The sequence below is a fragment of the Actinokineospora lacus genome (genome assembly GCF_053813445.1).
In genome coordinates, this window is sequence record NZ_JBQERA010000022.1 from 1 (window position 1) to 25,811 (window position 25,811).

The 25,811-nt window shown below is 72.1% G+C and carries 25 protein-coding genes; 16 read left to right on the forward strand and 9 right to left on the reverse strand.

The window, feature by feature from the left end:
* The 5 genes from ACTG9Q_RS32090 to ACTG9Q_RS32110 form a co-directional block, all read right to left on the reverse strand.
* Positions 1-277, reverse strand: a 277-nt coding sequence (locus ACTG9Q_RS32090) for an endo-1,4-beta-xylanase (RefSeq protein ID WP_455576710.1), incomplete at its 3' end; no start/stop codon positions are given.
* A gap of 190 nt (positions 278-467) precedes the next feature.
* Entirely contained in the window at positions 468-1,187 is a 720-nt protein-coding gene (locus tag ACTG9Q_RS32095) for a sulfite exporter TauE/SafE family protein (RefSeq protein ID WP_455576711.1), read from the reverse strand.
* A gap of 203 nt (positions 1,188-1,390) precedes the next feature.
* Complete coding sequence (locus tag ACTG9Q_RS32100; protein WP_455576712.1) at positions 1,391-4,246, reverse strand: aconitate hydratase; 2,856 nt, start codon at positions 4,244-4,246, stop codon at positions 1,391-1,393.
* 263 nt (positions 4,247-4,509) lie between these two features.
* Entirely contained in the window at positions 4,510-6,012 is a 1,503-nt protein-coding gene (locus tag ACTG9Q_RS32105; protein WP_455576713.1) for a flagellar basal body protein FliL, read from the reverse strand.
* Positions 6,009-6,479: a hypothetical protein gene (locus tag ACTG9Q_RS32110; protein WP_455576714.1), complete on the reverse strand. Its 471-nt coding sequence runs from the start codon at positions 6,477-6,479 to the stop codon at positions 6,009-6,011. Before ACTG9Q_RS32110 ends, ACTG9Q_RS32105 begins: the two co-directional genes overlap by 4 nt.
* Positions 6,480-6,707: 228 nt before the next feature.
* On the opposite strand from ACTG9Q_RS32110, the gene ACTG9Q_RS32115 reads away from it, so the two are divergent.
* Both ACTG9Q_RS32115 and ACTG9Q_RS32120 read left to right on the forward strand, forming a co-directional pair.
* On the forward strand, positions 6,708-7,991 hold the full coding sequence (locus tag ACTG9Q_RS32115; RefSeq protein ID WP_455576715.1) for an NlpC/P60 family protein: 1,284 nt from the start codon (positions 6,708-6,710) through the stop codon (positions 7,989-7,991).
* A 31-nt stretch (positions 7,992-8,022) separates the two neighbouring features.
* A complete protein-coding gene (locus ACTG9Q_RS32120; RefSeq protein WP_455576716.1) occupies positions 8,023-8,511 on the forward strand; it encodes a DinB family protein in 489 nt (162 codons plus the stop codon).
* Here the strand turns inward: ACTG9Q_RS32120 and ACTG9Q_RS32125 are convergent.
* Positions 8,498-9,082, reverse strand: a complete 585-nt coding sequence (locus ACTG9Q_RS32125) for a helix-turn-helix domain-containing protein (protein WP_455576717.1) — start codon at positions 9,080-9,082, stop codon at positions 8,498-8,500. The two genes, ACTG9Q_RS32120 and ACTG9Q_RS32125, sit on opposite strands and share 14 nt — an antisense overlap.
* A gap of 80 nt (positions 9,083-9,162) precedes the next feature.
* Here ACTG9Q_RS32125 and ACTG9Q_RS32130 point away from each other — a divergent pair, with 80 nt between their 5' ends.
* From ACTG9Q_RS32130 to ACTG9Q_RS32145, 4 genes are all read left to right on the forward strand, one after another.
* Entirely contained in the window at positions 9,163-10,176 is a 1,014-nt protein-coding gene (locus ACTG9Q_RS32130) for an NAD(P)/FAD-dependent oxidoreductase (protein WP_455576718.1), read from the forward strand.
* A gap of 19 nt (positions 10,177-10,195) precedes the next feature.
* Positions 10,196-10,810, forward strand: coding sequence for a class I SAM-dependent methyltransferase (locus ACTG9Q_RS32135; protein ID WP_455576719.1), 615 nt, complete (start codon positions 10,196-10,198; stop codon positions 10,808-10,810).
* A 59-nt stretch (positions 10,811-10,869) separates the two neighbouring features.
* Positions 10,870-11,571 (forward strand): alpha/beta fold hydrolase, encoded by a 702-nt coding sequence (locus ACTG9Q_RS32140; protein WP_455576720.1) that lies wholly within the window; start codon positions 10,870-10,872, stop codon positions 11,569-11,571.
* Positions 11,572-11,650: 79 nt separating this feature from the next.
* Entirely contained in the window at positions 11,651-12,505 is an 855-nt protein-coding gene (locus tag ACTG9Q_RS32145) for a class I SAM-dependent methyltransferase (protein ID WP_455576721.1), read from the forward strand.
* A gap of 76 nt (positions 12,506-12,581) precedes the next feature.
* Here the strand turns inward: ACTG9Q_RS32145 and ACTG9Q_RS32150 are convergent, their stop codons facing one another.
* A complete protein-coding gene (locus ACTG9Q_RS32150) occupies positions 12,582-14,639 on the reverse strand; it encodes an EAL domain-containing protein (protein WP_455576722.1) in 2,058 nt (685 codons plus the stop codon).
* Positions 14,640-14,834: 195 nt separating this feature from the next.
* Between ACTG9Q_RS32150 and ACTG9Q_RS32155 the strand changes: the two genes are divergently transcribed.
* A complete protein-coding gene (locus ACTG9Q_RS32155; RefSeq protein ID WP_455576723.1) occupies positions 14,835-15,623 on the forward strand; it encodes a pentapeptide repeat-containing protein in 789 nt (262 codons plus the stop codon).
* A gap of 52 nt (positions 15,624-15,675) precedes the next feature.
* Here the strand turns inward: ACTG9Q_RS32155 and bdeA are convergent, their stop codons facing one another.
* Positions 15,676-16,554 (reverse strand): bis(hydroxyethyl) terephthalate hydrolase, encoded by an 879-nt coding sequence (bdeA, locus tag ACTG9Q_RS32160; protein WP_455576724.1) that lies wholly within the window; start codon positions 16,552-16,554, stop codon positions 15,676-15,678.
* A 210-nt stretch (positions 16,555-16,764) separates the two neighbouring features.
* On the opposite strand from bdeA, the gene ACTG9Q_RS32165 reads away from it, so the two are divergent.
* From ACTG9Q_RS32165 to ACTG9Q_RS32190, 6 genes are all read left to right on the forward strand, one after another.
* On the forward strand, positions 16,765-17,262 hold the full coding sequence (locus ACTG9Q_RS32165; RefSeq protein WP_455576725.1) for a sigma-70 family RNA polymerase sigma factor: 498 nt from the start codon (positions 16,765-16,767) through the stop codon (positions 17,260-17,262).
* A complete protein-coding gene (locus tag ACTG9Q_RS32170; protein WP_455576726.1) occupies positions 17,259-18,257 on the forward strand; it encodes an LCP family protein in 999 nt (332 codons plus the stop codon). The genes ACTG9Q_RS32165 and ACTG9Q_RS32170 overlap by 4 nt, the downstream gene beginning before the upstream one ends.
* Before the next feature lie 10 nt (positions 18,258-18,267).
* A complete protein-coding gene (gene mobA / locus ACTG9Q_RS32175) occupies positions 18,268-18,909 on the forward strand; it encodes a molybdenum cofactor guanylyltransferase (protein ID WP_455576727.1) in 642 nt (213 codons plus the stop codon).
* A gap of 74 nt (positions 18,910-18,983) precedes the next feature.
* On the forward strand, positions 18,984-20,009 hold the full coding sequence (locus ACTG9Q_RS32180; RefSeq protein ID WP_455576728.1) for an AAA family ATPase: 1,026 nt from the start codon (positions 18,984-18,986) through the stop codon (positions 20,007-20,009).
* Positions 20,010-20,074: 65 nt separating this feature from the next.
* A complete protein-coding gene (locus ACTG9Q_RS32185) occupies positions 20,075-20,953 on the forward strand; it encodes a DUF58 domain-containing protein (RefSeq protein WP_455576737.1) in 879 nt (292 codons plus the stop codon).
* A gap of 2 nt (positions 20,954-20,955) precedes the next feature.
* On the forward strand, positions 20,956-21,939 hold the full coding sequence (locus ACTG9Q_RS32190; protein WP_455576738.1) for a VWA domain-containing protein: 984 nt from the start codon (positions 20,956-20,958) through the stop codon (positions 21,937-21,939).
* Between the two features lie 37 nt (positions 21,940-21,976).
* On the opposite strand, the gene ACTG9Q_RS32195 is transcribed toward ACTG9Q_RS32190, so the two are convergent.
* Positions 21,977-22,828 carry a pentapeptide repeat-containing protein gene (locus tag ACTG9Q_RS32195; protein WP_455576729.1) on the reverse strand — a complete coding sequence of 284 codons (852 nt, stop codon included), beginning with the start codon at positions 22,826-22,828 and terminating at the stop codon, positions 21,977-21,979.
* 197 nt (positions 22,829-23,025) lie between these two features.
* Here ACTG9Q_RS32195 and fabG point away from each other — a divergent pair, with 197 nt between their 5' ends.
* The 3 genes from fabG to ACTG9Q_RS32210 are packed head-to-tail and all read left to right on the forward strand — an operon-like array spanning position 23,026 to position 25,545.
* Entirely contained in the window at positions 23,026-23,730 is a 705-nt protein-coding gene (fabG, locus tag ACTG9Q_RS32200) for a 3-oxoacyl-ACP reductase FabG (RefSeq protein WP_455576730.1), read from the forward strand.
* A 22-nt stretch (positions 23,731-23,752) separates the two neighbouring features.
* Entirely contained in the window at positions 23,753-24,520 is a 768-nt protein-coding gene (gene fabI / locus ACTG9Q_RS32205; RefSeq protein ID WP_455576731.1) for an enoyl-ACP reductase FabI, read from the forward strand.
* A complete protein-coding gene (locus ACTG9Q_RS32210) occupies positions 24,520-25,545 on the forward strand; it encodes a ferrochelatase (protein WP_455576732.1) in 1,026 nt (341 codons plus the stop codon). The genes fabI and ACTG9Q_RS32210 overlap by 1 nt, the downstream gene beginning before the upstream one ends.
* Positions 25,546-25,811: the final 266 nt, after the last annotated feature.

A 25,811-nucleotide genomic window follows, 5' to 3' on the forward strand; every position in this document is an offset into this window, starting at 1 on the left:
TGCCCTGGTTGCGGGCGTGGTTGACGATGCGGTCGGCGTTGGCGTAGGAGAACTGGCCCTGGTTGGGTTCCAAGGCGTCGATCTTCATCTCGTTCTCGGCGGTCACCATGTCGAACTCGCGGTTGAGGATGCCGACGTAGGTCGAGTCCGAGAGCTTGTTCGCCGCGACCGCGGTGCCGAAGTACCGGCCCTTCTCCGCCGCGGCCGCCGCGAGCGTGCTGCCCGCCGCGACGGCGGGCCCGGACACCGAGGCGAGGGCGGCTGAGGCGAGAGCCACGACCGCGCCGGCGACGATCGAATGCCGAAAGACTTTCGACCGGGAGTGGGGAACTGCGCGCATCATTGCGCCCCTTTCCGTTGCAGGAATCGCAGTATGCGGCTGCCTGTAACGAAAGTTCAACGGTCGGATCAACGAATAGTTTCGAATTCGCGGGACGTAGTTTCGAAACTGAATCCTCTGTGGAGTGTCAGCCCGCCAGGCTGCGGACGATCAGCACCAGCGCGCTCGCCGCGGCGATGCCCAGCACGGCGGCGCGCAGCCTGGTGCCCGACAGCAGGTACCGCGCGGGCCCGGAGATGAGGAACCCGACCGCGACGAACGGGGTCAGCGCGGCGGCGGCCGTCAGGTGCTCGCCGCGCACCTGGCCCGCCACCGCCAGCGTGGCCACCGAGGAGAGGGCGGCGATGAGGAAGAACGCGTTGAGCGTCGCGCGCACGGTCGGCCCGGCCTGGTTCTGGTAGAGCAGCGCGATCGGGGGCCCGCCGATCGCCGAGACGGTGCCGAACGCGCCGGAGGCCGTGCCCGCGACCACCAGGTTCGGCGCGGTCACCTTCGGCCGCCACGTGATCACCGACAACCCCACGCACACCAGCACGGTCGTCCCGATCACAAGGTTGAACCCGGCCACGGGCAGCAGCACCAGCGCAAGCAGCCCGAGCAGGTTGCCCGGCACCCGCCCGACCATCGCCCACCCGACGCCGCGCCACTCGACGGCCTTGAGTTCCCGCAGGGTCATCGCCGCCGCCAGGACGCAGGCGATCAGCAGCACCGGCACCGGGACGAAGACCGGGTCCAGCAGCGCCAGCAGCGGCCCGCCGATGAGGTTGAGCCCGAAGCCGACCGCGCCCTGCACGATGGAACCGACGAGCACGACCATGCCCGCCACCACCAGCACCGTCCACGTCACCTGGGAATCCTCCCGTCGCGGCGGGAGTTGTCCACAGGGCGGGGAGTTGCCCTGTCCGGTCGGTGTCCCGCCTGCCTAGCCTGGCAAACAGGACGACCTCGGCGTTAGGACCCAGGTCGCAGTCCGGACGGAGATTCGTTGTGCGACGCCGTGAAACGGCCGAGGGCCGCCCCGTGGTCGGGACGGCCCTCGGCGCGGGAAGGTCAGTTCGAGACCATCTTGCGCAGCACGTACTGCATGATGCCGCCGTTGCGGTAGTAGTCGGCCTCGCCCGGGGTGTCGATGCGCACCACGGCGTCGAAGTCCACAGTGGCGCCATCGGTCTTGGTCGCCGTCACCGTGACCGTCCGCGGGGTCGAGCCGTCGTTCAGCGCGGTGATCCCGGAGATGTCGTAGGTCTCGGTGCCGTCCAGCCCGAGCGACTCGGCGGTCTCGCCCTGCGGGAACTGCATCGGCAGCACGCCCATGCCGATCAGGTTCGAGCGGTGGATGCGCTCGAACGACTCGGCGATGACCGCGCGCACGCCCAGCAGCGAGGTGCCCTTGGCCGCCCAGTCCCGCGAGGACCCGGAGCCGTACTCCTTGCCCGCGAGGACCACCAGCGGAATCCCCGCCTCGGCGTAGTTCTGCGCGGCGTCGTAGATGAACGCCTGCTCGCCCTCGCGGGTGAAGTCGCGGGTGTAGCCGCCCTGCACGTCGTCCAGCAGCAGGTTGCGCAGCCGGATGTTGGCGAAGGTGCCGCGGATCATCACCTCGTGGTTGCCGCGGCGCGAGCCGTAGGAGTTGAAGTCCTTGCGCTCCACGCCGTGCTCGGTCAGGTACTTGCCCGCGGGCGTGTCCTGCTTGATCGCGCCCGCCGGGGAGATGTGGTCGGTGGTGACCGAGTCGGCCAGCAGGGCCAGCACCCGCGCGCCCGAGATGTCGACGACGGGAGTGGTCTGCATCGTCATGCCGTCGAAGTACGGGGGCTTGCGGACGTAGGTCGACTCGGCGTCCCACTCGAAGGTGTTGCCGGTCGGCGTCGGCAGCGACTGCCAGCGCTCGTCACCGGCGAAGACGTCGGCGTAGCTGCTGGCGAAGCTCTCCGCCGACATCGCCGAGGCGATGACGTCGGAGATCTCCTGTGGCGAGGGCCAGATCTCCTGCAGCAGGACCGGCTTGCCGTCGGAGCCGATGCCCAGCGGCTCGGTGGTGATGTCGATGTCCATCGACCCGGCCAGCGCGTAGGCGACCACCAGCGGCGGCGAGGCCAGGTAGTTCATCTTCACGTCCGGGTTGATCCGGCCCTCGAAGTTGCGGTTGCCCGAGAGCACCGAGACCACGGCGAGGTCGGACTCCTGCACGGCGGCGGAGATCTCGTCCTGCAGCGGGCCGGAGTTGCCGATGCACGTGGTGCAGCCGTAGCCGACCAGGTGGAAGCCCAGCTTCTCCAGGTACGGCGTCAGGCCCGCGCGCTCGTAGTAGTCCATGACGACCTTCGAGCCCGGCGCCAGCGTGGTCTTCACCCACGGCTTGCGCTCCAGCCCGCGCTCCACGGCCTTCTTGGCCAGCAGCGCGGCGCCGATCATCACCGACGGGTTGGAGGTGTTGGTGCAGGAGGTGATCGCCGCGATGGCGACCGCGCCGTGGTCGATCTCGAACTCCGCGCCGTCCAGGCTCACCCTGGTGGGCGTGCTGACGCGGCCGTCGGAGCCCGCGGCGGCCGAGTGGTAGTCGAACGGCGCGCCGGAGGCGTCGTCGGAGCCCACCGCCGGGGAGTCGCTGGCCGGGAAGGACTCGGCGGACGCCTCATCCACTTCGGACAGCACGCCCTCGGGCCGCTGCTGCTGCGGCACGCCGGAGCGGCGGTTCTGGTCGCCGGTGACCTCGGTGCTGACGTAGGTCCCCAGGGCGGCGCGGAAGGCCGTCTTGGCGTCGGTGAGGTCGATGCGGTCCTGCGGGCGCTTCGGCCCGGCGATGGAGGGCACCACCGTGGCCAGGTCCAGCTCCAGGGTCTCGGAGTAGACCGGCTCGGCCGCCGGGTCGTGCCAGAGGCCCTGCTCCTTGGCGTAGGCCTCCACCAGCGCGACCTGCTCGGCCGAGCGGCCGGTGAACGTCAGGTAGGCGATGGTCTCGGCGTCCACCGGGAAGATCGCCGCGGTCGAGCCGAACTCCGGGCTCATGTTGCCGATGGTGGCGCGGTTGGCCAGTGGCACCGCGGTCACGCCCGAGCCGTAGAACTCGACGAACTTGCCGACCACGCCCTGCTTGCGCAGCATCTCGGTGATCGTCAGCACCAGGTCGGTCGCGGTGGCGCCCGCGGGCAGCTCGCCGTGCAGCTTGAAGCCGACCACGCGCGGGATCAGCATGGACACCGGCTGCCCGAGCATCGCGGCCTCGGCCTCGATGCCGCCGACGCCCCAGCCCAGCACGCCGAGCCCGTTGACCATGGTGGTGTGCGAGTCGGTGCCGACCAGGGTGTCGGGGTAGGCCTGCCCGTCGCGGACCATCACGACGCGGGCCAGGTGCTCGATGTTGACCTGGTGGACGATGCCGGTGCCCGGCGGGACGACCTTGAACTCGTCGAAGGCGCTCTGGCCCCAGCGCAGGAACTGGTAGCGCTCCTTGTTGCGCTCGTACTCGAAGTCGACGTTGCGCTCGAAGGCGTCCGGGCGGCCGAAGATGTCGGCGATCACCGAGTGGTCGATGACCAGCTCGGCCGGGGCGAGCGGGTTGACCCTGGCCGGGTCGCCGCCCAGCTGGGTCACCGCCTCGCGCATGGTCGCCAGGTCGACGATGCACGGCACGCCGGTGAAGTCCTGCATGACCACCCGGCCGGGGGTGAACTGGATCTCCGTCGACGGCTCGGCCGCGGCGTCCCAGTTCGCCAGCGCGCGGACGTGGTCGGCGGTGATGTTCACGCCGTCCTCGGTGCGCAGCAGGTTCTCCAGCAGGATCTTCAGGCTGTACGGCAGGCGCTCGGCCCCCTCGACCGCGCTGAGTCGGAACACCTCGTACGAGGCGTCCCCGACATTCAGCGTGGCGCGGGCGCCAAAGCTGTCCTTGCTCGGTGTAGTCACGTCCAACTCCAGTGGCGGCGCAAGTCAGGTCGGTTCGGTGGTGGGGGTGAGTCTCGCGCACCTGGCCAAGGCCCGCAGCGACCCCCTCGCCACCTCAAACAGTACGCTTGTCCTGTTAGTCGTTTCAAGGACGCCGCGCCGACTGTGATCCAGAACGCCCCCGCGGCCGGGGGGCCGCCCCCGCCGCCATGGGTGAACATGAAAAACCTCCCGAGGCCAGGCCCCGGGAGGTCATCAACGGCGCGGTCCTCAACAGCGCGGTCCTACTTGGCCATCTCCAGCAGGGCCCGGATGTCTTCCGCCTCCAGGCTCTGCAGGGCGGTGACCATCACGTCGGTCAGCGACCGGATCGGGCTGACGTACCACTTGCCGTCGACCTCGACGGTCACGATGCCGGTGTTGGCCATCATGCCCTTGACCAGGCCGGTCAGTGCCCGCTCGACCTTGGGGTCCATGCCGCCCTCGCCGCCGATCTGGCCCGCGAGCTCGTCGGCGCAGATCTGCTGGCGCTCGCCCTGTGCCTCGGCGGCGTAGCACTCGCCGTCCTTGGTGATCTTGAAGGTCTCGCCCTCCGCCTCGACCTCGAGCTCCTTGAGCAGCACCTTGGTGCCGTTCTCGACGTCGGTGGTCTCGGTGACCAGGTTCACGATCCTGGCCGGGGCGGGGTCGAGCCGGCCTGCCTGCTCGACCAGCACCGGGCCCACGTCGTGCAGCACGCCCATCTCGTCGGGCGGCAGCAGCTCGATGACCCGCTCCAGGTCCGCGGCCAGGGCGGCGTCGGCCAGCTCGCGCACGGCCTCGCCGGGGCTCGCCGCGCCGTTGGCCGGGATGGCCTGGGCGGGCCACTCCAGCTTCTCCTCGGCGAGGGCGTAGTCGGCCAGCGTGTAGAACAGGCTCGGGTACCACTCGCCGTCGACGTTGACCGTGGCGATGCGGATGGGCTCGCCGTTGTTCTTGGCGATCTCCTTGGCGATGTCCACGGTCTCGGTCTGCGGCCGGGCGTCCATCCCGCGCGGGAACGCCGCGTCGATGAACTCCTCGGTGTAGGGCAGCTGGCTCATGTCCGAGGTGATCGTGACCGTGCCCCCGACCAGCTTGGTGATCGTGATGCGGTCGTTGACCTTCTCGGCCGCGGCGTCGTCGAAGGTCAGGCCCTCGGTCTTCATCTCGAAGCCGGTGATCTTGTTCGGGTCGACGTTGGGCTTGTAGACCTCCAGGCGCACCAGTTCCTTGGTGGTCTCGGAGTTCAGCGTCGACATCAGGTCCCGCTCGGCCGGGGCCAGCCCGGTGAGCAGGCCCGCGACGTCACCCTGGCCGATGGCGTTGACCAGGTTGGTCGCCGCCGTCGTGGGGCTGTCCGAACCCGCCTGCACGCTGTCGCGGTTGACCAGCCACAGCGTCGCGCCGACGCCCGCGGACACCGCGATCACGGCGGCGACGACGCCGATGATCAGGCCGTTGCGCTTCTTCTTGGGCGGCTCGGGGTAGCCGTACGCGCCGCCGTACTGGGGCTGCTGGCCGTAGGGCTGCTGGCCGTAGGGCGCGGACCCGGCCTGGGGGAAGCCCTGCGGCCCGGTCTGCGGGTAGCCCTGCTGGGGTCCGGCCTGCGGGTAGCCCTGCTGCGGGTAGCCCTGGGCGGGCTGGCCGCCGGTCTGTGGGTACCCCGGCTGGCCGGGCTGCTGCGGATAACCCTGCGGCGGCTGTCCGCCCTGCTGCCCGTACGGGTCGTTTGGCGGCCACTGCCCGCCCTGGCCTGGATACGTCACGGTTCCCCTCCTGCGTTCTCGCGTGCGCGCCCGCGCCCGCCTACTAGCGTGCCCAACGCTGCTGCGACAGCCAGCGCGGCTCCGATCAGGCTGACCGTCGGGCCCGTGTCCGCGATGCCGACCGAACCTGCCCCGCTGCCGTATTCGACGCGCGCCCCTCCCGCGATGGTTCCGAGAATAATCGTCGCGAGCAGCGCGATCGTTGCGCCCACCCGCCGTGCGCCCAGCGCGTACGCGGCGATGCTGAGGGTGATCGCCGGGAGCAGTCCGTACCAGGCGTACAGCAGGACCTCCAGCGCCTGCCCGCGCAGGAACCCCAGCGTCTGGATCACCCCGACGAGTTCGAAGCTGTCGCGCAGCACGGCGCCGGAGCGCAGCCACGGCAGGAACATCCCCACCACGGCGGTCACCAGGCCGACGAGACCGATGGTCGCGGCGGCGCGGGGGAACGCGGATCGGTCGGACACGGCCACATCGTCGCAGGTCGCGTTGCCCGCTGTGGGCGGTACACCCACTTTAGGGTGACGGCGGGGAGTTGATCGACGTGCGGTGGAACCACTCAGCGTGAGTTTCGATCATCGACGTGACGCGTGGTGTTCCTGTTTCTCCTGTTACGAGTGGTCCCGAAGTGTCCGAAGTGGCACAGTCGGCCGGGAGTCCGGTGAGGACCAGTCCACAGTGGGAGGTGGGTCGTCGTGCGGAGCGTGATTCTGGCGCTGTTGCTGGTTTTCGCGGCCACGGGCACGGCGCTCGCCGTCCCGCCCCCGCCGCCGAATCCCAGCCAGGCGGAGCTCGACGAGAGCCAGCGCGAGGCCAAGGACAAGGCCGGTGAGGTCGGCAGGCTGACCAACCAGCTCGCCAAGGCCGAGGCCCGCCTGATGGAGCTGCACGCCGAGGTCGAGGCGTTGATGGAGGAGGCGAACAAGGCACTCGTCGACCTGCGGGCCGCGCAGGACGTGGCCGCCGAGGCCCGTGCCGACGCCGAGGCCGCCGCCCGGGAGGCCGACGGCGCCGCCCGCGTCATCGAGGACGCGCGCCTCGCCCTCGACGAGTTCGCCGCGGGCAGCTTCAAGCAGGGCAGCACGGTCGGGTCCATCTCCGCCTACGTCGGCGCGTCGACCCCGGAGGACCTGCTGGCCCGCGTCCAGCTCCTCGACGCCGTCGGCGGCAGCCACCTCGACGCCCTTGAGGAGATGGAGCGGGCCCGCACGGTCCGGGCCAACAAGGACTCCCTGGCCCGCGCCGCCCTCGCCGAGGCCGAGAAGCGCGAGGCCGAGGCCGCCGACGCCAAGCGCACCGCCGACGCGGCCACCGCGGGCGCCCGACAGGCCCGAAGCGACGCCCAAGCCCGGGCGGGCGAACTGGAAGCCGCCCGCGCCGACTACGAGCGCCAACTCACCGCCGCCCAGAACCGCGTCGGCGGCCTGCGGTCCCAGCGCACCCGCTACAACGAGTGGCTGGCCGCCAAGCACCGCGAGGAGGCCGCCAACCAGGTCACCGCCGCGGCGGGGCGCCCACCCGCCTCCCGCCCCACCAGCCCCACCCGCCCCGCGGCGGGCGGCTCGGTCAGCATCGTCGTCGATCGCGCCCTGTCCCAGCTGGGCGTCCCCTACGCTTGGGGCGGCGGCAACGCCTACGGCCCCACCCGCGGCATCCGCGACGGCGGCGTGGCCGACACCCACGGCGACTACACCAAGGTCGGCTTCGACTGCTCCGGCCTGATGATCTACGCCTTCGCGGGCGTGGGCATCAGCCTGCCCCACTACTCCGGCTACCAGGCGGCCAGCGGCCGCAAGGTCCCCCTGGCCGCCAAGGCCCCCGGCGACATGCTGTTCTGGTCCACCCGGGGCCGCATCCACCACGTCGCCCTCTACATCGGCAACGGCCAGATGGTCGAGGCCCCCTTCTCCGGCTCCCGCGTCCGCGTCACCTCGGTCCGCCACGGCGGCCTCGTCCCCTACGCCGTGCGGCTCCTGTGACCGCGGGGGGAGCGCTTGAGATGCTGGGGGCGTGTCCACATCTGTCGAGAGTGTCGTCGCCGAGCCCATCCGCGCCCAGTTCGAGGCGTTCATCGACGCGCACCGCGCGGCGTTGAACGAGTGCCTGAGCGGGGTGAGCGAGGAGCAGGCGCGCCGGTCGCTGGTGGCTTCCGAGACGACGCTGTTGGGGCTGGTCAAGCACGCGACGTTCGTGGAGAAGGTGTGGTTCGACGAGGCGGTCAGCTGTCGGTCGCGGGCCGAGATCGGCGTTCCGGCGACGCCGCGGGAGTCGTTCCTGCTCGATGACGGCGACACCATCGCCAGTGTTCAGCGGGCCCACCGGGAAGCGTGTGAGGCGTCGCGGGCCGCGACGGCGGGCCTGGACCTGGACGACCTCCTCCACGGCAACCGGCGGGGTCCCCTCCCGCTGCGGTGGGTGTACCTCCACGTGCTGCGCGAGCTGGCCCAGCACTGCGGGCACGCCGACATCCTGCGGGAGCAGCTCCTCAACGAGGGGTAGGGCGGGCGCGCAGGTGGGCGCGTTCACCCTGCTTGCCGAACAGGCTGAGGAACTCGACGGGGTCGGCGCCGGTGACGCCGAACCAGTGCGGGACCCGGGTGTCGAACTCGGCGGCCTCGCCGGGGACGAGCACGATGTCGTGGTCGCCGAGGACGAGGCGCAGCCTGCCGTTGAGGACGTAGAGCCATTCGTAGCCCTCGTGGGTCTTCGGGTCGGGCTCGCTCCTGCGGCTGTCGGCCGGGATCACGAGCTTGTACGCCTGGATGCCGCCCGCCCTGCGGGTGAGCGGCAGCATGGTCATGCCGTGGGCGGTGACCGGGCGCAGGTGGATGCGCGGGTCGCCGGTGGGTGGGGCGTCGACGAGTTCGTCGAGGGTGACGCCGTGGGCCCTGGCCAGGGGGAGCAGCTGTTCGAGGGTCGGCCTGCGGCCGCCGGACTCCAGCCGGGACAGGGTGCTGACCGAGATGCCGGTGGCCGCGGACAGCTCGGCCAGCGTGACCTCCCGCTGGCGTCGCAGCGCGCGGAGCCGGGGGCCGACCGCGTCGAGCGCGTGGTCCAGGTCGTCGTCCATGCCCATCAGTTTGCCACATTGGCAAGATAGTTTGCAGAATCGCCCATCCTTCTCGCATGGTGGTGGCGGAGGTGGTCGAGATGACCGAGATACGGGACGGCTATGACGTGGTGGTGGTCGGCGGTGGCGCCGCGGGGCTGAGCGGGGCGCTGATGCTGGCCAGGGCGCGGCGGTCGGTGGTGGTGATCGACGCGGGCGCTCCGCGCAACGCCCCGGCCTCGGGGGTGCGCGGGCTGCTGGGCCGTGACGGGGTGGCTCCCGCGGAGTTGCTGGAGCTCGGCCGGGCCGAGGTCCGCGGTTATGGCGGCCACGTGGTGTCCGGCGAGGTCGCGACGGTGGTCCGCGAGGACGCCGGGTTCGCGGTGACGCTGTCGGGTGGGCGGGTGGTGCGCGCCCGCAGGCTGCTGGTGGCCACCGGGGTGGTCGACGAGCTGCCGGACGTGCCGGGGCTGTGGTCCCGGTGGGGGCGCGACGTGCTGCACTGCCCGTACTGCCACGGGTGGGAGGTCCGCGACCAGGCCATCGGGGTGCTGGCCGGTGGACCGATGTCGGTGCACCAGGCGCTGCTGATCCGCCAGTGGAGCGCCGATGTCACGTTCTTCTCCCACACCGCGCCGCCGACCGGCGAGCAGGCGGAGCAACTCGCCGCCCGCGGTGTCCGCGTGGTCGACGGCGAGGTGGCGGCCCTGGAGGTCGCCGATGACCGCCTGGTGGGAGTGCGCCTGGGCGACGGCACCCTGGTCGGCAGGCAGGCGCTGGCGGTCGCACCGCGGATGGTGGCGCGGGCGGGTTTCCTCGCGGGACTGGGCCTGCTGCCCGTGGAGCACCCGATGGGGGTCGGCGAGCACATCCCCGCCGACGCGACCGGCCGTACCGAGGCGGCCGGGGTGTGGGTCGCGGGCAACGTCACCGACCTGGCAGGCCAGGTGGGCGCGGCCGCGGCCGCGGGCGCCACCGCGGCGGCGCAGATCAACGCCGACCTGGTCGCCGAGGAGACCCGCGAGGCGGTCGCCGCCCACCGGGGCCTGTTCTCGGCGGAGTCCGAGGCCCGGCTGTGTGAATCGGTGATGGGTGAGCGTCGCCATGGACTGTGAACCGAGGAGAGGAACCCCCGTGTCAGAGGAATTCGACCAGACGTACTGGGAAGAGCGCTACCGGAGCCACAGCGTGTCCTTCCACGCCGAGACCAACCCGCAGGTCGTGGCCGAGGCGGCGGACCTCGCGCCCGGCACGGCGCTGGAGGCGGGCTGCGGCGAGGGCGGCGACGCCATCTGGCTGGCTTCGCGCGGCTGGCGGGTCACCGCCGTCGACATCGCCCCCACGGCCCTGCGCCGCGGGCGCGAGCAGGCCGAGTCCGCCGGTGTGGCCGGGATCGAGTGGGTCCACGCCGACCTGACCGCCTGGACGCCCGCGGCGGAGCACTTCGACCTGGTCACCGCCAGCTACGTCCATCCGGTGGGGCCGAGCGGGGCGCTGTTCGGGAAACTGGCCGCCGCGGTCACCCCGGGCGGCACGCTGCTCATCGTCGGCCACCACCCGACCGACCCGCACTCCCTGGCGCACGGCTCCGCCGGGATGGGCCTCACCGCGGCGGAGGTCGCGAACGACCTCGACCCCGACCGCTGGGACATCGTCGTCGCCGACACGAGGATCAGGTCGCTGACCGTCCCGGACGGCCGCGAGGTCACGTTCCACGACACCGTGCTCCGAGCCCGCAAACGCCCATGACCCCTACCGCCGGGGGTGACGGCCAACCGGTGTCGGTGCCGTCGCCTACGGTCGGCGCCGTGGACGTCATCCTGATTCCCGGCTTCTGGCTCGACGGCTCGTCGTGGGACGGCGTCGTCGCCGCCCTCCAGCAGGCCGGGCACCGCACCCATGCCCTCACGCTGCCCGGGATGGAGTCCCGCGACGCCGACCGCTCCGCGATCACCCTGCGCGACCACGTCGACGCGGTCATCGGGGTGATCGACGCGCTCGACCCGGGCGCGGTCGTGCTCGTCGGGCACTCCGGCGGCGGCGCGCTCGCCCACGCCGCGGTGGACGCGCGCCCGGACCGCGTCGCCCGCGTCGTCTACGTCGCCAGTGAACCCCTCGGGGACGGCGGGGTGATCAACGACCAGCTCCCGATGGAGAACGGCGAGGTCCCCCTGCCGGACTGGTCCCTGTTCGACGAGGAGCTCACCGACCTCGACGACGGGCTGCGCGCCGCTTTCCGCGCGCGGGCGATCCCCACGCCCGCGCGCGTCACCCGCGACCGCCAGCAGCTCTCCGACGAACGCCGCTACGACGTGCCCGCCACCGTCATCGCCTGCGAGTTCCCCAGCGCCCTGCTCCGCGAGTGGGCCGAGCAGGGCCACCCCGGCGCGCGGGAACTGGCGAAGATCCGCGATGTCGACTACGTCGACCTGCCCACCGGCCACTGGCCCCAGCTCACCCGTCCGGATGAACTCGGTCGGGTGATCCTCGCGAGTCTCGGCCCGGCCTGACCGCCGGGCAACCGGCCTGAGCGGTCCCGCCGCGCCCAGTAGTGTCGATGATGAAACCGTTGCGCGAACTGGGGAATCAATGACTGAGAGCGTTGAGCTGGGGATTGATCCGTCCAATGTCGACCAGCTGCGGGCCTGGGACGGCGACACCGGCGCCTACTGGGCGGCGCAAGCCGACCGCTACGACGAAGGGGTGGCCGCCTACCACGGGCAATTCCTGGACGCGGCGGGGATCGGCGCGGGTGAGCGGGTGCTCGACATCGGCTGCGGCACCGGGCAGGCGACCAGGGACGCCGCGCGGCGGGCGGTGGGGGGCAGCGCGCTGGGCGTGGACCTGTCCTCGCCGATGATCGCGCTCGCCCGGGAGCGCGCCGAGCGCGAGGGCGTGGGCAACGTCGGGTTCACGCAGGCCGACGCGCAGGTCCACGCCTTCGCTGAGCAGCACTTCGACGTCGCGATCAGCCGGTCGGGCGCGATGTTCTTCGGCGACCCCCGCGCCGCGTTCGACAACATCGGGCGGGCCCTGCGGCCAGGCGGCAGGCTCGTGCTCATGGCCTGGCAGCCGATCGAGCGCAACGGCTGGGTGCCCGCCTTCCGGGCCGCGCTCGCGCTCGGGCGCGACCTGCCGACCCCGCCCGCGGACGGGCCGGGGCCGTTCTCGCTGGGCGACGCGGACCGCGTGCGGGACCTGCTGGGCTCGGCGGGCTTCCACGACGTCCGGTTGCGGGGCCTGGCGGAGCCGATGTGCTTCGGCCGCGACGCCGACGACGCCGTCGAGTTCATCGGCGGCCAGTTCGCCGCGATGCTCGACGGCCTCACCGCCGACGACCGGGCACGGGCGCTGGCGAACCTGCGGGCCACCATGGCGGAGCGGCAGACCGGGCGCGGCGTGCTCTTCGACTCCGCGATATGGCTGATCGAGGCCCAGCGCTAGGTCGTGTGGTCCAGGTGTGGGCGCCCATGACCGGTGCCAGGCGCGTCAGACATGGTGAACGTCATGGGTCACACCACTAGTTGCTGAAGTGGTCGCCGGTGGCCAGGTCGGCGCCCGCCTCGTGCCACCAGCCCGCGTCCGCGGCGGTCCTGATGCCGTCCACGATGACGGTCGCGCCCGCCTGGTGGACCAGGGACGGCAGTGATGCCAGCGCGGTGTCGAGGGCGGTGTGGCGGGTGCGGCAGGCCAGGCCTGCGGCGACGCGGACGGCGGTGATCGGGAGGTCTTCGACCAGGGGCAGGCCGCCGAGGTCGAAGTCGTCGGCCATGATCTCCACGCCCAGGTCGGACAGCTCCCGCAGGTTGCCCAGGCCGCGGCCCGCCGACAGCACGCGGGTCGGCAGGCCCAGGCGCAGCAGCGACGGGTCGAGGCCGGTGTCGTCGAGCACGCCCGCCACCCGCGCGACCAGGCCGTCGTCGCAGGTCTGGTTGGGGGTCAGGCTGACCAGCAGCGCCGCGGTCGAGCCGCGGCGGCGGCCCTGCCAGCGCGCCCGGTCGGCGGCGGTGCGCAGCAGCCAGCCGCCCAGCGACAGGATCAGGCCGGTCTGCTCGGCCAGGTCCACGCACCGGCGGTGCCCGAGCACGCCGCGGGTCGGGTGGGCCCACTTCAGCCGGGCCTCCTGCCCGACCACCTTGCCGGAGTCCAGCGACACGATCGGGCGATCGTGGACCGCGACCTGGCCCGACGCCCGCGCGTGTGCCATCGACGCGGCCAGGGCGTGCGTGGTGCGGTCGACGGCGTCCTGCTCGGGGTGGTAGCACTCGAACTGGCCGGGACCGCGGGCCTTGGCGCGGCGCAGGGCCACGTCGGCGGCGCGCAGCAGGTCGGCGGGCTGGGCGGCGCTGGTGGGCCGGTCGACGACGCCGATGCTGGCGGTGACGGCGACTGTGGTGTCGTCCATGGTGATCGGCTCGCCGAGCACGCGGGTGATCTCGGCGACGGTGAGCGCCACGGTGGGGGACTCGGCGCTGTTCTTGCGGACGATGCCGAACTCGTCGCCGTCGAAGCGGGCGACCATGGTGCCGGGGAACGCGGCGGTGAGCCTGCGGGCGACGGTGACCAGCACCTGCTCCGCGGCGCGCCTGCCGCAGCCGTGGGCGATGGAGAAGAACGCGTCGAGTCCGATGTGGAACAGGGTGATGCCGTGCCTGCCCGCCTGCCGGGCCACGCCCTCCAGGTGTGAGCTGAAGAAGTGGTGGTTCGGCAGGCCGGTGAGCACGTCGTGCAGCGCCTGGCGGCTGAGCTCGTTGCGCAGCAGGACCAGCTCGGTGCCGTCCTCGACGACGGTGACGAAGTGGGCGGGCGCGCCGCCCGCGCCGGGCAGCAGCGACGCGGTCAGGGTGACCCTGGCGTAGTCGCCGTCGCCGCGCATGAGCTGCTGGATCTGCTTGATCCGCTCGGTCTTCCCGGCCAGGAGCGCGGCGTAGTCATCGCGCAGCGCGCCCGCGTAGTCCGGGTGCACGACGTCGAACAGGGTCAGCGGGACCAGGTCCTCGGCTTTGCGCTCCAGGATCGCGCTGAGCGCGGCGTTGACCCTGATGAACCGGCCGTCCAGGTCGGTGACCATGATGCCGCTGGCCGAGGCGGTCGCCACCTCCTCGAAACGCGCCTCGCTGGCCCGCAGGCTCCACTTGGCCTCGCGGACGGCCGAGAGCAGCGACACGTGCATGCTCTCCTGCTGGGCCAGCAGCCGCGTCCGGTCGGCGTCGGCGAACCCCGCCGCCACCGCGCCGACGCAGCGCGTCACCCGTTCGGTGTGCGTGGGCCACAGCGCCGGAAGGCCCTTGCCGAGAACGTCCAAAATGCACTCCAACGCGCCTTCGCCGACGCACCGCATCTCGACCAGCCGCGCGCCGACTGCCCGCGACCGCCCTGTGGTGAGCGGTTCGGCGACGATGTCGGCGCAGAGGTCGTCGATCATCTCACCCAGGCGCCGCTCGAGTTCGTTGTGCGCCATCGGGATGAAAGCCGTGTTGGTGAGGAGATAACCCCACTTGCGCGCGAGCAGTGTCCGATCACGGACGCCCTCGTCGGGGTCCGGCGCGTCTTCGTGTCGCTGCTCTGTGTCCATCATGGCGTTCGTCCGCTCACCTGGTGCCAGAGAACGTTACCCGTCTGGCCTATCGGGGCTGCTCGTCCGTTGGAGTGATCAAGTGTTGCCAATGGGGAACGCGGGTCACAGCTTGCGACCAAACGGGTGTCGGATTGGTCCTGTCATTGGGCGCCTTCCGTCGAAGGCCGACACCGGGCGACCGGTTACCGTGTCCGGGTGCGGGAACTGCGAGCGGACTGCGGCCGGTGCTTCGGGCTGTGCTGCGTCGCGCTGCCGTTCCCGAAGTCGGCGGACTTCGCGGTGGACAAGGCGGGCGGGACGCCGTGCCGCAACCTGCTCGGCGACTTCACCTGCGGCGTCCACGCGACCCTGCGGCAGAGCGGGTACACCGGGTGCACGGTGTACGACTGCTTCGGCGCGGGGCAGCGGCTCTCCCAGGAGACCTTCGGCGGGCGCGACTGGCGCGCCCCCGGCGTCGCCGGGCCGATGTTCGCCGCGTTCCCGGTGCTGCGCGGGCTGCACGAACTGCTGTGGCACGTGGCCGAGGCGCTGGAGCTGCCCGAGGCCCGGCCGGTCCACGGCGAGCTGCGGCGGGTGCGGGAGCGGGTCGAGGCCATCGCCGCGGGCACGCCGGACGAGCTGGCCTCGGTCGACGTCAACGGGCAGCGGTCGCTGGCGGTGGGACCGCTGCGGCGGGCGGGGGAGCTGGCCAGGGCCGGGGTGCGCGGACCCGACCACAGTGGCGCCGACCTGGTCGGCCGCGACCTGCGCGCGCGGTCGCTGCGCGGTGCGTCGCTGCGGGGCGCGCTGCTGCTCGGCGCGGACCTGCGGGGCGTCGACCTGCACAGGGCGGACGTGACGGGCGCCGACCTGCGCCGCGCGGACCTGCGGGGCGCGGACCTGTCGACCACGCTGTTCCTCACCCAGTCCCAGCTCGACGCCGCCGTTGGTGACAGGGCCACCGCGGTCCCCGCCGCGCGCACCCGGCCGCGGCACTGGCACTGAGATCCACAGAGGATCACCCCCCGTTCGGCGAACGGGGGGTGACCGGCCTGGCTCAGGAGTGCGGGCAGGTGTTGCGGTACTCCGAGATCAGCGTGCTGGGGCTCGGGGCGGGGCAGAGGAACTGCTCGTAGCGGGTGTCGTTGTCGATGAAGCGCTTGAGCCAGGAGATGCTGTACTTCGCCAGGGTGGTGTTGGGCGAGTTCGGCGCGGAGTGGCTGGCGTTGTTCAGCTCCAGGTACGCCTTGTCCAGGGTGGCGGGCATACCGGTGTAGAAGGGCTCGGAGTGGCTGCCGACCGAGGCGATGGTGTCGTTCTCGGCACCGATGACCATGGTCGGCACCCGCATCCCGGACCAGGTCTTGGTGGTGTGCCACGCGGTCAGCGGGACCGACGCCTGCAGGCTCGGCCGGTCGTTGGCGGCCTCGATCGCGCCGCCGCCGCCCATCGAGTGGCCCATCACGCCGAGCCTGGTCGCGTCGATGCGGGCGCGGACGCTGCTCGTGGTGGTCAGGTAGTCGAGGGCGGCCAGCAGCTGGTCGGCCCGGCTGCCCGGCTGGTCGTAGCGGCTGAGCGTGTCGATGGTGATGACCACGAACCCCTGCGAGGCGATCCGCGGGCCGAGCCACGCGATGCTGGACTGCGACGCGGTGTAGCCGGGGGAGATGGCGATGGCGCCGAAGGTGCCCTGGGAGGTGTCGGTGGGGTAGTAGATCGTCCCGCCGCCGAAGCCGCGGACCGAGATGCTCGACACCGTGGTCTGGCTGAAGGCGAAGGCGCCCCTGGAGGCCTCGATGCTCGCCGTCGTCGGGTTGGGGCCACGCTGGTAGGGGTTCTCGGCGGCCACGGCCGCCGTGGTTCCCGCGGTCAGCCCGCCCACCAGGACCAGCGGTGCGAGCACACGCGTGGCCCAGCGGGAGATGGTGCGATTCATGAACTCTCCTACATCCTCGTGTCCACAGTGGACGAGGTTACCGATGAGTAACTGAATTGTTGGGCGGCCGAGGAAAGCTGGTCAAGGGTTTTGTGGGAGATTGACAAAACCCGGGGGTGGGATGTTTGCGCGTGACACAAAGAGCCCGTGCAACAACGGTGCGTGCTGCCCGCGTTTCCTGTGCGACCGAGTTGGTGGGAGGGAACGGTGGTGCCCGATGGGTTCGACGATTTCGTGGCCGAGCGCCTTGACCGGCTGCTGCGCTACGCCACCGCGCTGTGCTGTGACCGCTACCTGGCGCAGGACATCGTGCAGGAGGTGCTGCTGCGCGCGCAGCGGCGGTGGGCGCGGATCGCGGTGACCGATATGCCCTATCTCTACGTCAAGCGCATGGTCACCAACGAGTACCTGTCCTGGCGCAGGCGCCGTGCCGCCAGGGACATCGCCGCGTCACCCGCCGTGCTCGTCGCGTTGGCGTCCTCGGTCGCCGACCCGGCCGACCAACACGCCGAGCGCGACGCCATGCGCGCCCGGATCGCGGTGCTGCCCCGCAAGCAGCGCGCCGCCGTGGTGCTGCGCTACTACGAGGATTGCGACGACGCGCAGATCGCCCGCGTCCTGGGGTGCGCCGAGGTCGCCGTCCGCAGCCAGATCTCGCGCGCGCTGAGCACCCTGCGCGCGAACTCCGTGCGCGAGGTGATCGGGTGAGCGACTCCGAGGACCTCATCCGGGCCGTGCTGGCGGCCGAGGCCGACCAGGCGGTGGACAGCGCGACCGTGCGCGAACGGCTGCGCGCGGGCCGGGAGCGGCGGGGCGGGGGCGGGCTGGTCGCGCTGGTCGGCGTCGCCGTGACCGCCGCCGTGGCCGCCGTGGTGGTGCCGCTGGTCGCAGGCCGCGACCCCGCGCCCGCTCCCGTTCCGTCCGCCGCCGCGCCGCCGCGGACCGTGGTGTTCATCGGGCTGGACTCCCACACCTACGCCGACATGGTCATGTTGGCGCGGGTCGAGGAGGACCGGCTGAGCCTGCTGTCGCTGCCGAGGGACACCTGGCTGGACATCCCCGGCCACGGCATGGGCAGGCTCAACCATGCCTACAACCACGCCGCGAAGGGGCCCGACCCGGTGGCCGCCGGTGCGGCGGGCGTCATCGCGGCGGTGGAGGGGCTGACCGGGCAGCAGGTGGACCACTACGCCGCCGTCGACATGGCCGCGTTCCAGCGGCTGGCCGGGATGCTCGGCGGGGTCGAGGTGTGCCTGCGGGCGGCGGTCTCGGACCCGTACTCCGGCGCGGACTTCCCCGCCGGTCGGCAGAAGCTCTCCGGTGACGACGCGCTGTCGTTCCTGCGGCAGCGGCACGGCCTGCCCAACGGCGACCTGGACCGGGTGGTGCGCCACCAGGTGTTCCTGCGAGGGCTGGCGGGCAAGTTCGTCGGCGCCACCACCGAGGGCATCACCGAGGAGGTCCTCGCCGCCGTCCACACCGACCCCGGCTGGAGCCCGTTCTCCCTCGCCGCGCGGGCCCACGGGCCCGTTCGGATGGCGACGATCCCGCTGGCCGAGTCCGGGGACGCGGCGGTGATGGCCGTCGACCCGGCGGCGGTCAGGGCGTTCACCGCCGAGTTCTTCGGGAACGCGCCCGCCTCGCCCGAGCCAGGGGCTCCTGGGGCTCCCACGCCCTCGTCCCCGGACGGCTGCGTGAACTAGGGTTCCGGCCGTGACGTGGGCCGCGATCGTGCTGGCAGGGGGGCTGGGGACCCGGCTCGGCGGTGTCGACAAGCCCGCCCTGGTCGTAGGCGGCCGGACCCTGCTGGACCGCGCGCTCGACGCCGTCGACGGGGCCGACCCGGTGGTCGTGGTCGGCCCCGAGCGGCCGGTGGCGCGACCGGTCCGGTGGACCCGCGAGGCGGAGCCGGGCGCGGGTCCGGTGGCCGCCGTCGTCGCGGGGCTGGCCGTCCTCGGGGAGGCCGACGCCGGGGAAGTCGATGCTGGGGAGGTCGATGCTGGGGAGGTCGACCTTGGGGAAGTTGACCCTGGAGAAGTTGAGGCTGGGGAATTTGGCCCTGGGGAGGTCGGCACCGTGGTCCTGCTCGCCGCCGACCTGCCCGCGGTGACCGCCGCCGCGGTGGCGCGGGTTCGGGCCGCGGTGGGGGAGACCGGCGCGGTCCTGGTCGACGCCGATGGCCGGGACCAGTGGTTGGTCAGCGCCTGGCGGGTCGACGTGCTGGGTCCGGCGTTCCGGTCACCCGGACGGGGGCTGTACTCCGTGCTCGGACCACTGGAGCCGGTGCGGGTGGCCGACGTGGACGGGGCGTCGTCCGACGTGGACACCCCGGCGGATCTGGAGCGCTGGCGCTAGAGGGTCAGCCGTTTCACAGCGCTCATACCGGTGGTCGGGTTGGCTGTGCTGGTATCTCCACCCCTCTAGGAGGAATGCCGGTGACCGAGCCCGAGCCGACCAGCACGCCCGCGCGGGACGCCCAGGTGCTCGAACGGACTGTGTTCGAGGTCAAGCGCGTCATCGTCGGGCAGGACCGACTGGTCGAGCGGATGCTCGTCGGCCTGCTCGCCAAGGGGCACCTGCTGCTGGAGGGCGTGCCCGGTGTGGCCAAGACCCTCGCGGTGGAGACCTTCGCCAGGGTCGTCGGCGGGTCCTTCTCGCGCGTGCAGTTCACCCCCGACCTGGTGCCCGCCGACATCCTCGGCACCCGCATCTACCGGCAGGGCACCGAGCGCTTCGACGTGGAACTCGGCCCGGTCGTGGCCAACTTCGTGCTCGCCGACGAGATCAACCGCGCCCCCGCCAAGGTGCAGTCGGCGATGCTGGAGGTGATGGCCGAGCGGCACGTGTCCATCGGCGGGCGGACCTTCCCGATGCCCGACCCGTTCCTCGTGCTGGCCACCCAGAACCCGATCGAGAACGAGGGCGTCTACCCGCTGCCCGAGGCGCAGCGCGACCGGTTCCTCTTCAAGATCATCGTGGAGTACCCGACCGCCGAGGAGGAGCGCGAGATCGTCTACCGGATGGGCGTCACGCCCCCGGTGCCCGAGCAGGTGATCAGCCCGGAGGAGCTGATCCGGCTGCAGAACGTCGCCGCCAGGGTGTTCGTCCACCACGCCCTGGTGGACTACACCGTGCGCCTGGTGCTGGCCACCCGCACGCCCGCCGAGCACGGCCTCGCCGACGTCGCGGGCTGGATCGCCTACGGCGCCTCTCCGCGCGCCAGCCTGGGCATCGTCGCCGCCGCGCGGGCGCTCGCCCTGGTGCGCGGCCGCGACTACGTGCTGCCCCAGGACGTCGTCGACGTGGTGCCCGACGTGATGCGCCACCGGCTCGTGCTCAGCTACGACGCCCTCGCCGACGGCGTGCCCGTCGACCACATGATCGCCAGGGTGCTCCAGACCGTCCCGCTGCCGCAGGTCTCGGCCCGGCCGCAGGTGCCCGCGGGCAGGCCGTGAGCGAGCGGCACCCAGCGCGCGGCGACCGGCCGGACTGGGCGCCGCCGGTGCTGCGCGGCGATCGCATGGCGGCCGGGCTGCGGCTGCTGGAGATCGACGTCCGGCGCAGGCTCGACGGCCTCCTGCAGGGCAACCACCTCGGCCTGGTGCCCGGTCCCGGCTCCGAGCCCGGCGAGGCGCGGCCGTACCAGCCCGGTGACGACGTGCGCCGGATGGACTGGGCGGTGACCGCCCGCACCACCACCCCGCACATCCGCGAGACCGTCGCCGACCGCGAGCTGGAGACCTGGCTGGTCGTGGACCTCTCGGCGAGCCTGGACTTCGGCACGGCGGCGTGTGAGAAGCGCGACCTCGCCGTCGCCGCGGTCGCCGCGATCACCCACCTCACCCGCGGCGGCGGCAACCGCGTCGGCGCGCTGATCGCCACCGGCGCGCACACCGCCCGGATTCCCGCCCGCGGCGGCCTGGCCCACTCCCGCGGCCTGGTCCGCAAGGTGGCCGAGACGCCGCGCGCCGAGGCCGTGCGCGGCGACCTGGCCACCGCCATCGACCAGCTGCGCCGACCGCCGCGCAGGCGGGGGCTGGCCGTGGTGGTCTCCGACTTCCTCGGCGACCTGAACTGGCAGCGCCCGCTGCGCGCGCTGTCGCTGCGCCACGAGCTGGTCGCGGTCGAGATCGTCGACCCGCGCGACACCGAGCTGCCCGACGTCGGCACGGTCGTGCTCGCCGACCCGGAGACCGGGCGCCAGCGCGAGGTGACCGCGACGGCGTTGCTGCGCAAGGAGTTCTCCGCCGCCGCGGCCGAGCACCGCTCCGCCGTCGCCGCGGGCCTGCGCCGGGCGGGCGCGGCCCACCTGACCCTGCGCACCGACTCGGACTGGATCGCCGACACGGTGCGCTTCGTCGTCGCCCGCAAGCGCCGGTGGTCGGGGGGCGCGGCGTGACGCTGAGCCTGTCGGACTTCTCCGCGCCCTGGTGGTTCCTGCTGCTGGCCGCCGTCGCGGCGCTCGTCGCCGGATACGTGCTGGTGCAGCGCTCCCGGCGGCGCCGGACGCTGCGCTTCGCCAACCTCGAGCTGCTGGAGAAGGTCGCCCCACGCCATCAGAACCGGCTGCGGCACGTGCCCGCGATCTTGCTGGTGTTGGCGCTGATGCTGCTGACCACGGCGCTGGCGGGGCCCACCGCCGAGCAGCGGGTGCCCCGCAACCGGGCCACCGTCGTCCTGGTCATCGACGTGTCGCTGTCGATGGAGGCCACCGACGTGCGGCCCTCGCGGCTGAAGGCGGCCCAGGAGGCGGCGCGGTCGTTCGCCGAGGGCCTGACCCCGGGGGTCAACCTGGGGCTGATCAGCTTCGCGGGCACGGCCACGGTCCTCGTCGCCCCGACGACTGACCGCGCGGGCGTGGTCAACGCGATCGACAACCTCAAGCTGGCCCAGTCCACCGCGACCGGCGAGGCCATCTTCGCCGCCCTGCAGTCGATCGAGGGCTTCTCCGCGGTCGTCGGCGGCCCCGACGGCCCACCCCCCGCCCGCATCGTGCTGATGTCGGACGGGAAGCAGACCATCCCCACCGACGTCGAGGACGACCCCCGAGGCTCCTTCACCGCCGCCCGCGCGGCGAAGGAGAAGAACATCCCGATCACCACGATCTCCTTCGGCACCCTGGAGGGCACCGTGGAGATCGAGGGCCGCGTCCAGTCGGTCGAAGTGGACGACGACGCCATGCGAGAAATCGCAGGCCTCTCCGGCGGCGACTTCTACACCGCCGCCACCGCCGAACAACTCCGCAGCGTGTACGACACCCTCGGCGAGCAAATCGGCTACGAGATCAAGTACACCGACGCGAGCAAACCCTGGCTGATCCTCGGCACCCTGCTGGCCCTGCTCGCGTCGGCGGGCTCACTGGTGATCGGCCAACGCCTGCCGTAGGTCTTGAGCAGGGGACTCGGGGAGTGGGCGAGGGCCACTATTCATCAATCAGCGATCCAGTCGTGTCCGCGCCATCGAAGCGGGTTCCTTCTGTTTTGGCGTTTCCGAGGTGGCAATTCGTGAGGGTCGCGTTTTGGAACGTCGCATTGGTGAGGTCCGCTCCGATGAAGTACGCGCTGACGATCTTGGCGTTGGCGAAGGACGCGTCGCGGAGGTTGACCAAGTCGAAGTAAGCGCCACTGAGGTCGGCCTGTGAGAAATCCGCGCCCTCGAAGGCCGTCGGCTTTGCCATCTCGGCCCCCGGCCTGACGAATGTGACGTACCGCAGGCACGTGAACCCCAGTTCGATCGGCTTCTTCTGGTCCGCCGCCGGGTCTCGCCTGCCGAGCACGGTGATGGCGAGTTGGATGTCAACCGGGGGATCGGTCTTGTAGACGGGGTCGAAAGCCTCCTGGCACTGCGGGGCGGAGCGTGGGGCGCGGTAGCGGATGAATTCGGTCAGCCGCTCGATGACGACCGGCTGGTAGCCCGGCCGATCGCGCATGAGCTGTTCGAGCTGGCTGATGCCGCTCGTCCGCGCCGGCGGGTCCGCCGCGCCGAGGTCGCCGAGGGCCTTGGTGAACCGGTCGCTGTCCTGCGCCTGCCGCGCCAGCTCCGCCTGGACCCGGGCCTGGTCCGCCGACTGGGTCGTGTTCTGGTTGCTGATCACCACGCCCGCGACCACGGCGCCGGTCGCCGCGACCGCCGAGGCCGCGCTCCACAACCACCGCCCGCCGCGCCCGAGCCTGCCGGTGAGACGTCGCCAACGCGACATCGTGGGCGCCGCGAGCCGCAGTCGCCGCGACGTCGAGCGCCTGACCGGGTGCGAGGGCCGCCGTAACTGTTTCACCGAGTGGAGGTCGTGCCACCGGTTGTCACCGTTACCCGGCCTGGTCTGCGCCGAGTTCGCCCGGAGGTGGTGGAAGTGATCAGGACGTTGACGGTGTCGGATCACGCCGGTGGTGCGACAGGGGCGTCAGCGATCACGCATCGGTAGCCAGTAGCCTCATCGGCGACTGTGTGCACGCGCCAGGATGGGGAGACTTGATGGGACGGTCGGTACTGGTCACCGGCGGCAACCGCGGTATCGGGTTGGCGATCGCGCGGGCGTTCGCCGAGCAGGGTGACAAGGTGGCCGTCACGCACCGTGGTTCCGGGGCGCCGGAGGGGTTGTTCGGGGTTCGCTGCGACGTGACCGACGCCGCCTCCGTCGACGCCGCCTTCACCGAGGTCGAGGACGCGCACGGGCCCGTCGAGGTGCTGATCGCCAACGCGGGGATCACCGACGACACCCTGATCATGCGGATGGACGAGGAGCAGTTCACCCGGGTCGTCGACGCGAACCTCACCGGGGCGTGGCGGGTGACCAAGCGGGCGACGCGGAACATGCTCAAGGCGCGCTTCGGCCGGATCGTGTACACCTCCTCCGTGGTGGCGATGCTCGGCTCGCCCGGCCAGGTCAACTACGCGGCCAGCAAGTCCGGGATGATCGGCATGGCCCGCTCGCTCTCGCGCGAGCTGGGCGGGCGGGGCATCACCGCCAACGTCGTCGCGCCCGGGTTCGTGGCCACCGACATGACCGAGGCGCTGACGGAGGAGCGGCGCAAGCAGATCGTCGCCTCCATCCCGGCGGGCCGCTACGGCACCACCGAGGAGATCGCCGCCGCGGTGACCTTCCTCGCCTCCGACGCCGCCGCCTACATCACCGGAGCCGTGCTGCCCGTCGACGGCGGCCTCGGCATGGGTCACTGAACAACAGGAGAAGAACCACCACATGAGCGGATTGCTCGCGGGCAAGCGGCTGCTGATCACCGGCGTGATCACCGACTCGTCCATCGCCTTCCACGTCGCCCGCGTCGCCCAGGAGCAGGGCGCGACCGTCGTGCTCACCGGGTACGGCAGGCTCAGCCTGGTCGAGCGGATCGCCAGGCGGCTGCCGCAGCCCGCCCCGGTGATCGAGCTGGACGTGCAGAACGAGGAGCACCTGGCCACCCTGGCCGAGCGGGTCCGCGAGCACGTCGACGGCCTCGACGGCGTCGTGCACGCCATCGGCTTCGCCCCGCCGACCTGCCTGGGCGCGCCGTTCCTGGACGCGCCGTGGAAGGACGTCGCGGTGGCGGTGGAGGTCTCGGCCTACTCGCTGAAGGCGCTGGCCACCGCGACCCTGCCGTTGCTGGGCCCCGGGTCATCGATCGTCGGGCTGGACTTCGACGCCCGGGTCGCGTGGCCCGCCTACAACTGGATGGGCGTGGCGAAGGCCGCGTTCGAGTCCACCAACCGCTACCTGTCGCGCGAGCTCGGCCCGCGCGGCATCCGGGTCAACCTGGTCGCCGCGGGTCCTGTCCGGACGATGGCCGCCAAGTCGATCCCCGGCTTCGGCGAGCTGGAGGACGCTTGGGGCAGGCGTGCGCCGCTGGGTTGGGACGTCAACGACTCCACGCCGGTGGCCAAGTCGGTGTGCGCGCTGCTGTCGGACTGGCTGCCCGCGACCACCGGCTCCATGGTGTGGGTCGACGGCGGTGTCCACGCGTTGGGCATGTGATGGCCGACGCCCTGCTGTGGCTGTCCTTCGGCGGGCCGGAGTCCCCGGCCGACGTGCGGCCGTTCCTGGAGAACGTGACCCGCGGCCGGGGCGTGCCCCCGGAGCGGCTGGACGAGGTCGAGGCGCACTACCAGCACTTCGGCGGCGTGTCGCCGATCAACGCGCTGAACCGCGCGGCGATCGCCGCGGTCGAGACCGGGCTGGCGCGGCTGGGCATCGACCTGCCGGTGTACTTCGGCAACCGCAACTGGCACCCCCTGGTCGAGGACACCGTGGCGCGGATGGCCGCCGACGGCGTCCGGGACGCGCTGGTGTTCCCGACCAGCGCGTACGGCGGGTACTCGGCGTGCCGCCAGTACGACGAGGACATCGCCAGTGCCCGCGCCGCCGTCCCGGGCGCCCCGGACCTGCTGAAGCTGCGGCACTTCTTCGACCACCCCCTGTTCATCGACGCGTTCGCCGACGCCGTCCGCGCGGTCGCGCCCGGGGGTGCGTACCGGCTGGTCTTCACCGCCCACTCGGTGCCGCTGTCGGCCGACCGCGCGGCCGGCCCCCCCGACGAGGGCGGCCACCGCTACTCCCGCCAGGTCATCGAGGCGTCCCGGCTGGTGGCCGCGGCGGTGGGCGTGACCACCTACGACGTGGTCTGGCAGTCCCGCTCCGGCCCGCCCGCCGTGCCGTGGCTGGAGCCCGACATCGTCGACCACATCGAGGCCCTGCACGCCGACGGGGTGACCTCGGTCGTGGTGTGCCCGGTGGGCTTCGTCAGCGACCACCTGGAAGTCGTGTGGGACCTCGACACCGAGGCCCGCGAGAAGGCCGCGTCCCTGGGCATGGCCTTCGCCCGCGCCACCACCCCGGGCGCCGACCCCCGCTTCACCGACCTGGTCGTCGAACTCATCCGCGAGCACCTCGCCGCCGCCCCACCCCGCAAGCTCTCGGACTTCCCGTCCGCGGGCTGCACCCGCAACGGCGCCCCCTGCGCGATCTCCTGCTGCGAACCCGCCAAACGACCGACTCGCTAGTCGTCGCAGGCGGCGAGAATCGAAAATAAGGGTCCTCGAGGGAAGTCGTCTCCCCTGGAACTCGGCGTACCGAATTGTGCTTCTGGCTGAGCAGGTGGCACTGGTGAGTACGGGTGGTGGCGGGGCGATGCAGGGGATCGCCCCGCCACCGGCGGGCGGTCAGGCGCGCGATCGGACCTCGTGCCGTAGGTCCGGCGCAGGCGTGGGGAACATCGCCGCGGACTCGGGGCACACCACTCGCTCGGTGGGGCGCTGTTCGCAGCGCA

Coding starts and splice junctions, on each gene's coding strand:
- ACTG9Q_RS32210 (WP_455576732.1), top strand. CDS start 24,520: ATGGCCGACGCCCTGCTGTGGCTGTCCTTCGGCGGGCCGGAGTCCCCG.
- ACTG9Q_RS32130 (WP_455576718.1), top strand. CDS start 9,163: ATGACCGAGATACGGGACGGCTATGACGTGGTGGTGGTCGGCGGTGGC.
- ACTG9Q_RS32125 (WP_455576717.1), bottom strand. CDS start 9,082: ATGGACGACGACCTGGACCACGCGCTCGACGCGGTCGGCCCCCGGCTC.
- ACTG9Q_RS32185 (WP_455576737.1), top strand. CDS start 20,075: ATGGCGGCCGGGCTGCGGCTGCTGGAGATCGACGTCCGGCGCAGGCTC.
- fabG (WP_455576730.1), top strand. CDS start 23,026: ATGGGACGGTCGGTACTGGTCACCGGCGGCAACCGCGGTATCGGGTTG.
- bdeA (WP_455576724.1), bottom strand. CDS start 16,554: ATGAATCGCACCATCTCCCGCTGGGCCACGCGTGTGCTCGCACCGCTG.
- ACTG9Q_RS32145 (WP_455576721.1), top strand. CDS start 11,651: ATGACTGAGAGCGTTGAGCTGGGGATTGATCCGTCCAATGTCGACCAG.
- ACTG9Q_RS32180 (WP_455576728.1), top strand. CDS start 18,984: ATGCCGGTGACCGAGCCCGAGCCGACCAGCACGCCCGCGCGGGACGCC.
- fabI (WP_455576731.1), top strand. CDS start 23,753: ATGAGCGGATTGCTCGCGGGCAAGCGGCTGCTGATCACCGGCGTGATC.
- ACTG9Q_RS32150 (WP_455576722.1), bottom strand. CDS start 14,639: ATGATGGACACAGAGCAGCGACACGAAGACGCGCCGGACCCCGACGAG.